The sequence below is a fragment of the Flavobacterium sp. UBA6135 genome (genome assembly GCF_002428305.1).
In the GTDB taxonomy this organism is placed as follows: domain Bacteria; phylum Bacteroidota; class Bacteroidia; order Flavobacteriales; family Flavobacteriaceae; genus Flavobacterium.
On the sequence record NZ_DIVJ01000044.1, the window covers coordinates 61927 to 69882 of the forward strand.

Below are 7956 nucleotides of genomic sequence, written 5' to 3' on the forward strand. Positions count from 1 at the left end.
TTTTGAAACCCTGTCAGAGTTTTAAACTCTGACAGGGTTGTAGATTATTTCAGTTTTTTAACTCCCATATTAAAAAGGGTAAATGCAAAAATATCTGCTTGTTCTTCAATGGTTTTAGAAATTGGTTTTCCGGCACCATGACCGGCATTTACATCAATTCTAATCAAAACCGGATTGGTTCCTTCGTGTTTTTCTTGAAGTTCTGCCGCAAATTTAAAACTATGAGCCGGCACTACTCTATCGTCATGATCACCTGTTGTTACTAACGTTGCCGGATAACTGGTTCCTTTTTTAACATTGTGAACCGGTGAATATCCTTTTAAATAATCAAACATTTCTTTGCTGTCATTGGCTGTTCCGTAATCATAAGCCCACCCTGCACCAGCGGTAAACGTGTGGTAACGCAACATGTCTAAAACCCCAACAGCAGGCAACGCTACTTTCATTAAATCAGGTCTTTGTGTCATAACGGCTCCAACTAATAGTCCGCCGTTTGAACCGCCACGAAGTGCCAAATAATCAGAAGAGGTGTATTTTTCTGAGATTAAATATTCTGCTGCTGCAATAAAATCATCAAAAACATTTTGTTTTTTCAGTTGTGTTCCAGCATCGTGCCATTTTTTTCCGTATTCGCCACCGCCTCTTAAATTGGGCACCGCATAAACTCCTCCGTTTTCCAACCAAATAATATTGGCAGTGCTGAAAGAAGGTGTTAAACTCACATTAAATCCGCCGTAACCATAGAGCATAGTTGGATTTTTTCCGTCTAATTTAATGCCTTTTTTGTGCGTAATAATCATCGGCACTTTTGTACCGTCTTTTGAGGTATAAAACACCTGTTTGCTCTCGTAGTCTTCCGGTTTGAATTCCACCTTCGGTTTTTGATATTCTTTAGAAGCTCCAGTTGTTGGATTAAAAGCATAAATGGTGTTTGGTGTCACATAATTGGTGAACGAAAAATACAAATCGGCATCTGTTTTCTTTCCGCCAAAACCGCCTGCTGAACCAACTCCGGGTAACTGAATATTTCGAATTTGCTTCCCGGAATAATCATATTGATTTACCACAGAAACGGCATCTTTCATGTAATTGGCAAAAATGAAACCTGCTCCGGTTGATGGACTTAACACATTTTCTGTTTCAGGAATAAAATCAACCCAGTTTTCAGGAGATGGATTGTTGAAATCCACAGTTACTAATTTTTTATTAGGAGCATTTAAATTAGTGACTATAAACAATTTAGAACCTTCATTATCCAAAACGTAATTGTCACTTTCAAAATTATTTACAACCGTAATGATCTTGCTGTTTGGTGCTTTTAAATCTTTGATATACAGCTCATTACCTGAGGTAGAGTTGGCCGCTGTAATCACTAAATAATTACCATCTTCTGTCACTCCTGCACCAACATAACGTCTTTTTTCATTTAATCCAAATACCACTTTATCCTCACTTTGAGGTGTTCCTAATTTGTGATAATATAATTTGTGTTGATCCGTTTTAGCTGAAAGTTCGCTTCCTTTTGGTTTATCATAGCTAGAATAATAAAACCCTTCATTTTTAAGCCACCCTATTCCGCTGAATTTTACATCCAAGATGGGTTCTTCTAATTTTTCTTTAGTAAAAGCATCGATAACATGAATTTTATTCCAATCGCTTCCCGCATCTGAAGTGGAATAAGCAACAATAAAACCATCTTTTGAAAACTCCAATCCGGATAAGGAAGTAGTGCCATCTTGAGAAAAAGTATTTGGATCTAAAAAAACTTCTTCTTTCCCGTCTGCATCTTTTCTGTATAAAACCGATTGATTTTGAAGTCCGTTATTTTTGAAATAATACGTAAAATCACCTTCTTTGAAAGGAGCTGAAATTCGTTCGTAATTCCAAACTTTTTCTAAACGCTCTTTAATTTGTTTTCTGAAAGGAATTTGATCTAAATAGCCAAAAGTTACTTCATTTTGTGCTTTTACCCAAGCGGCTGTTTCTTCAGACATATCGTCTTCTAACCATCGATAGGGGTCATTAACTTTTGTGTCAAAATAAACATCTACAGTGTCCACTTTTTTGGTTTCAGGATAATTCAATACAATAATGTTTTGAGAACTTTCTTTGTTGCATGATATCACAATCACGGAACAAAAAAGCATAAGACTTATGTTTTTCATTTGGTTCGATTTATTTTCTCAAAAATAAGAAAGAATTATGTTAGGATTTAGTTAAAAAGAGGGGTGTACTGTTTCCAATGTTTATAAATCAAAATGGCATTTAATAAAACTATCATTAACGCCACACTTAAACCCGGTAAATCAAGAAACAAATGAAATAATAGAATATTTAAAGAAATTGGCACCAACAAAATCAAAGCAAAAGCCACCCATTTTTTTAAAAGTAACATGGCTCCAATACAAATTTCTAGTACACCTACAATTGGTAAAACATAACCTGTTTCACCTAAAGAAGTCATAAAATTGCCAGCGTTTTCGGGTAATTCGGGAAGTGGAATAAAATTTAAAAATTTGTTTAATCCAAAAACAACAAGGATTAAACCTAATAAAATTCTAACGATTAGTGTAAATTTTGAGTTCATAAAATTATTTTTTGGTTAGTTAAGGTTTTTATGTTTACCAAAATAATAAAAAATCATTGATAATTATACAGTATAAACAAAATAATCTAAGCTATTTTATCAACAGCTTAGATTATTAACATTTGTATTGTGTTTTGCCTAATTAATTACAATCGGGAAAACCACTTCAATATCGGTTGAACCACCTGCATTAGTTATATTTCCTTCAGACACCCCTGCTGCATTTTTGCTTAACAAATGTCTGAGTATAACCGTGATGTTTCCGGTTCCAGGATTAGCACCGGTTACTAACAAAAATTCAAGCCCCAACGGATTGCCTTGAGAATCAAAATCAGTATAGGTAAAGTTTCCTAAACTATTTGAAATTTGATAAAACACTTGGTGTTCTAAATCTTTTTCTTCAATTTCTTCCGTAATATTTTCCGCAGGTGATTCTAATTCGTTTAAAAACTGAATTGATCCGGCATAAGTTGTATTAACACTAAGATTTCCTGAAATTGTAATCACGGGAGGATTTGGCCCATCTCCATCTAAATCTCTTGATGTTAAAGTGATTATTTCTCCACCACCTGTTAATGTCACAATTGCTGTTGTAATCACTTCTTCTTCAACCACCGGAGAATCGTCATTGCTACACGAATTGAACATAAAAATGGATACGAAAGCTACTAGTACTACTTTTAAATTTTTCATTTTTTGAATTTTTAATAATTAAACTTTAATTGAATTTGAATGTTTCTACCCATTTCGTCAACAAAAAAACGCTGTCTGTTTAGGTAGTCACGATAGGTTGTGTTAAACATATTTTGAACTGAAAATGCGATACTCGAATCGGCTTTTTGAAAGGTTTTAAATTTCATTTCCGAATAAAAATGGAACAATTGATACTCTTTTGGTGGTGTACTTACATCTACTTCAACCGGAACCAATTCACCGTTTTCCACAATGTTAGTTGTAAAATTAAAATCAGGATAACGACTTTGTCTGAAAACGGATTCTGATTGAATTTCTAAAATCAACTGGTTCCACTCCGGTTTTTTGAATTGAATGGTGTTTGAAATAGTAAGTGGCGGCATGTCAATCAGAGGTTGGTTAGCGTCAACATCTTGACCCTTTACATAAGCTGCCGAAAAACGATGCAACCAATTTTTGTTGATGTTCCATTGGCTGTTAAAATCAATTCCAACTAATCTGGCGTCTGTTTGTTGAAATTCCCAAACCGGAAAAGCTCCACGAATTGTGGTTTCAAATCCGATTGGTTTTAAAAACATGTAATTGGTAATTTGATGTACATACGGATTAATCTCCATTGAAAAATCAGTCCATTTTTTCACCAACGACGAAGAAAACTTTAAAGACGTTTCCTTATTCAAACGCAAATCACCTAATTCCACTTGACCGGATGAATGATGCAAACCATCGCTAAAAAACTCTGACGGATTTGGATTTCTGTTGGACAAACTTAGGTTATTGAACCATTTCCAGTCAGTGCCAAAATCATATCGCAAACCCATGCTACCGGAAATATTATGAAAAGTAAAACTGGGTTTTGTCAACCACTGATTGCCGCTTTCGCCAACAATTATTGAAGCAAAATCGGCATCATAACCTCGTTCATCCCATCTGGATTTTAGATAATATTTGGTTGCTTCGATGGTTGAAAAATCATAACGAAGTCCTGATTCCAGTGTTAGTTTCTCGTTGATTTCATACGATCCTATTCCATAAAGTCCTGCATCAAAACGAACATAAGTGGGAATCAAAGGTCGAACACCTGTTTTAGGATTTGCAAAATTGTTTTGAAACATGCCATTAACTCCGGCTTTCAACTCCAACTTTTCCCATTCCTTTTTATAATCCGATTGCATCGTATGCGTTGCCAATTCCAAATCCAAAGCCGCTTTGTTGCTATTATCACCTCTTCGCAAATCAAACTCTTCTCTATGATTGAATTGCAAGGCATAAAATGTTGAAATGGAACTCGACTCATCCAATTTTTGGTTGTAATTGAGTTTCAAAACATGATGTTGAACGGCTTGTTTCGGACTTTTTATAGCATACGTAAAATCATCAATTACATAAGGTTGTTGGTTTTGAATGGAATTGTATAAATCCGTTACGTTTCCAATATGAGCTGCACTCAAAATCCCGATTTCGGCATTATAAAAACTATAAAAAGCCGAAAGTTCATAGTTGTTTTTGGAATAAGAAAGCGTTCCTGAAAAATTCAATTCTCTGTTTCCCGTATTGGATAAAACATAATTCGGTGCTTCTCTATCGCCAAAATATTTGTAGGTAGTCAATGCATTCCATCGCCAACCTTCTTGGTTTCCTTTATACAAACTTGTACTTATTGCTCCACCTCTTCCGTTGGAAACGCCACTTATAATTGTTTTTCCAAACAAGGTGTCTTTTGCAAGAATCAATGGTTCAATAACCACCAAACCGCCAACGGCATCGCCACCATATTGTAAACCTGAAGCTCCTTTAATCACTGAAATTCTTCCGGCTGCATTGATGTCAAAATTTGGTGCATGTTCCGTTCCCCATTGTTGGTCTTCCAAACGAACTTGATTCGAAATTACCGGAACACGGCTGCTATGCAAACCATTGATAATTGGTTTAACAATAGTGCTACCGGTTTTTAACAGCGAAACTCCAGAAACTTCTTTGAGAGCATCGGCTAGCGATTGTGTACTCGCTCGTTCTATCGCTTCTTTTTTAACTTGATGTGAAGTCGATGTTTTTGAAGTTTTATCAACCTCTTGTTTCACAGTCACTTCGTTTAAAGTGGTGGCCAAAGGTTTAAGTTGCACATTCAAAACAACATCTGATGTTAACGAAATCAAAGTGTCTTTGGTAGCATAGCCTATATAGGAAATGAAAACCCGGAGCTCGCCTTTTGGCAAACCCTTCAATTCAAATTCACCAATAGGATCACTGGCAACACTGATGTACTTTGTATGTATGTGACTTCCGGTTAATGGTTGATTGTTTTCATTGGTAATTTTTCCACTGATTGTGTATTGTGAAAAACCTGAAAAACCAAACCATAACAAGAAGAAAAGGATAATGAGATATCGCATTTTCTAGTTTAAAAATATAAAACACATGAAGTCATCACTATTTGAGTAGCAAATGACTGTTTTTTGTTTCTAAGATTTTAAACAGTTTGCGGTGGTCCGCGATGCGAAAAAAGGGAACCTGAAAAGGTTGATATGATTGCTTGTTCCTGAACTAAATACGGAACAGGCTGCAAAGGAAAATCAAATCGATAGGTTAAAACATCGGGTTTGACATAAAACCAAAAATGAAAATCACAAACCGAACAATCGTCTTCTGAATGTTGGTGCGAAAAACCATCGTGGGAGTGATGACAGACTTCGGTTTCCTCAACATAATCAGCTACTAAATGTCTGTAGGTATGCAATGACTGAAACAGTATTGTGAACAACACTGCCGACATTAAATACAGGTTTAGTATGGCTAATTTCTTTTTCATTGGGTGCAAAGGTAGGGAAAAGGTAGCAAATAGGGAATTTTTTAAGAAGAGTTTACGAAGGGGTGCTTCAAATTTTGTTTTGTATTCTATTCATTCATTTTCCTCAAAGTCGGGACTATCTTCAAAACCAAATTTTATTAGGCCTTTTTTTTATTAAATAAGTATATAGCTTAATTTAATCTTCATATTTCCAATTTATTTCACCATCCATATTATAATTTGTAGATTCCCAGGTTCCTTGTAGCATTTGAATAAGTGCATCAATAATTTTAATTAAATCTGCTGTAGGAAATGGTTTTTCGCTGAATAACCACTTAAACATTCTATCCTCTGTAGGAATTGCTTGCATTTCTGCTACAGATATAAAAGCCCCTTTATTTTGTAAAGTAGTTTTTACATTTTGAAGTACTTGAATCATGGTTTGTTCTTCAGTTGAGTTAATTAAATCATTGTGCCACATTAAAACAAAGTAGGTTTTGGTACTCCCATTAATGTCATCTTCCATACTTTCAATAATTTCCTGTTTGTTGGCGAAAATATAATTAGGTAGTATTATTTCTTGATGAATGTAATAAAATGCTAATTGCATAAAGGATTCAGTAATATGAAACCCTTTGTTATTTTGATATTTTATAAATGTTGTTGCCATTTTATTATAAATTTAATTTTATTATAAATGTATCATTGTTATACCAAGGTTAAGGGATTTCATATTCTAATACTTATAATTTATTTCCATATAATAATTAGTTGATGTCCAAGTTCCTTGTAGCATTTGAATTAACGCATCTATTATTTTTATCAATTCTGCAGTAGGAAAAGGTTTTCTACTAAATAATAATTTAAAATTATCATCATTATCTGTAGGTATGGCTTGCATTTCTGCAACTGAGATGAAAGCCCCTGTGTTCTGTAAATTAATAATTACATTTTGAAGTACTTGAATCATCGTTTGTTCTTCTGTAGAGTTTGTAAACATATTACTCCATCTTAATGATAAATTACCTGATGAATAACCGTTAATCTCAAAAGTTAATCCCGAAATTAAATCTTCTTTATTAGTAAGATTGTATTGTGGCTTTACTACTTCTTCTTTTATATAGTGAAATAACAATTGCATAAATTCATCTGCAATTTCAAAACCTGGATTGCCGTTATATGTAATAGAAACTGTTGACATTAGTAATTGATTTTAATTATTATTATTTACCTCGTTCCACAAATTTCTCCCGACTTTGTTAAACATAAATTTGATTAAAAATAACATAAATTCCACAACATATTAATAATATCAAAATTTCTTTGAAAACAACAAACAAAAAAAGCCCCTAAAAAGGAGCTTTTAACTATAATAACTTTATCTTAAACTAACTTATTCTCAACCAAATACTCCGCAATTTGCTCAGCTATAAAATCAATCTTCATTCTCTCTTATTTTGGTCTGATAGTTCAAGCCGTCTAAATTTCTCTTCAATTTACCAAAATGTTTGGCTAAATTTCCCTTTTTTGGTTCTTTTTTTAATTTTTCCGTCAAAAGCTTAGCTATATTTTTGGAGTTGGATTTATTTATTATTAAAGTCATACTTTCAAATGTTTATGAGTAACAAATTTAATTAAAAATAACAAAAATTCGTCAACATCTTATTTTAATAATTTACTTAATAAAATTCCACAAAGTCGGGAGACATTTGCGGAGCTTTTCATAGGGAATTTTTACTAGAACACTTTGCGGAGCGGGGACATTTCCGGAGCGTTTCATAGGGAATTTTTGCTAGAATACTTTGCGGGGCAAGGTTATCTATATCTATTTTTAACATAATATTTTATTCAAGGGTCTAGTCCAGAGTATGCTCAATAAACTGTGTCA

The 7956-nt window shown here is 33.8% G+C and carries 8 protein-coding genes; all 8 read right to left on the reverse strand.

What is annotated here, in order from left to right; translation table 11 throughout:
• Positions 1–44: 44 nt before the first annotated feature.
• Positions 45–2165, reverse strand: coding sequence for a prolyl oligopeptidase family serine peptidase (locus tag B3L86_RS11160; protein WP_291119031.1), 2121 nt, complete (start codon positions 2163–2165; stop codon positions 45–47).
• A gap of 47 nt (positions 2166–2212) precedes the next feature.
• The gene (locus tag B3L86_RS11165; RefSeq protein ID WP_291119034.1) at positions 2213–2587 is read right to left on the reverse strand and encodes a DoxX family membrane protein; all 375 of its coding nucleotides are present in this window, start codon (positions 2585–2587) and stop codon (positions 2213–2215) included.
• Between the two features lie 138 nt (positions 2588–2725).
• The gene (locus B3L86_RS11170) at positions 2726–3280 is read right to left on the reverse strand and encodes a type 1 periplasmic binding fold superfamily protein (protein WP_291119037.1); all 555 of its coding nucleotides are present in this window, start codon (positions 3278–3280) and stop codon (positions 2726–2728) included.
• A gap of 11 nt (positions 3281–3291) precedes the next feature.
• The gene (locus tag B3L86_RS11175) at positions 3292–5673 is read right to left on the reverse strand and encodes a TonB-dependent receptor (RefSeq protein WP_291119040.1); all 2382 of its coding nucleotides are present in this window, start codon (positions 5671–5673) and stop codon (positions 3292–3294) included.
• 77 nt (positions 5674–5750) lie between these two features.
• A complete protein-coding gene (locus tag B3L86_RS11180; protein ID WP_291119043.1) occupies positions 5751–6089 on the reverse strand; it encodes a hypothetical protein in 339 nt (112 codons plus the stop codon).
• Positions 6090–6264: 175 nt separating this feature from the next.
• Complete coding sequence (locus B3L86_RS11185; RefSeq protein ID WP_291119047.1) at positions 6265–6738, reverse strand: hypothetical protein; 474 nt, start codon at positions 6736–6738, stop codon at positions 6265–6267.
• A gap of 66 nt (positions 6739–6804) precedes the next feature.
• Positions 6805–7269: a hypothetical protein gene (locus tag B3L86_RS11190; RefSeq protein ID WP_291119049.1), complete on the reverse strand. Its 465-nt coding sequence runs from the start codon at positions 7267–7269 to the stop codon at positions 6805–6807.
• Between the two features lie 234 nt (positions 7270–7503).
• Positions 7504–7671, reverse strand: coding sequence for a hypothetical protein (locus tag B3L86_RS11195; RefSeq protein WP_156900306.1), 168 nt, complete (start codon positions 7669–7671; stop codon positions 7504–7506).
• Between the last annotated feature and the right edge of the window lie 285 nt (positions 7672–7956).

What these genes read in the sequence shown, in the direction of transcription:
- B3L86_RS11160 (WP_291119031.1), bottom strand. Translation starts at nt 2,165, where the DNA reads ATGAAAAACATAAGTCTTATGCTTTTTTGTTCCGTGATTGTGATATCA.
- B3L86_RS11170 (WP_291119037.1), bottom strand. Translation starts at nt 3,280, where the DNA reads ATGAAAAATTTAAAAGTAGTACTAGTAGCTTTCGTATCCATTTTTATG.
- B3L86_RS11190 (WP_291119049.1), bottom strand. Translation starts at nt 7,269, where the DNA reads ATGTCAACAGTTTCTATTACATATAACGGCAATCCAGGTTTTGAAATT.
- B3L86_RS11175 (WP_291119040.1), bottom strand. Translation starts at nt 5,673, where the DNA reads ATGCGATATCTCATTATCCTTTTCTTCTTGTTATGGTTTGGTTTTTCA.
- B3L86_RS11180 (WP_291119043.1), bottom strand. Translation starts at nt 6,089, where the DNA reads ATGAAAAAGAAATTAGCCATACTAAACCTGTATTTAATGTCGGCAGTG.
- B3L86_RS11165 (WP_291119034.1), bottom strand. Translation starts at nt 2,587, where the DNA reads ATGAACTCAAAATTTACACTAATCGTTAGAATTTTATTAGGTTTAATC.
- B3L86_RS11195 (WP_156900306.1), bottom strand. Translation starts at nt 7,671, where the DNA reads ATGACTTTAATAATAAATAAATCCAACTCCAAAAATATAGCTAAGCTT.
- B3L86_RS11185 (WP_291119047.1), bottom strand. Translation starts at nt 6,738, where the DNA reads ATGGCAACAACATTTATAAAATATCAAAATAACAAAGGGTTTCATATT.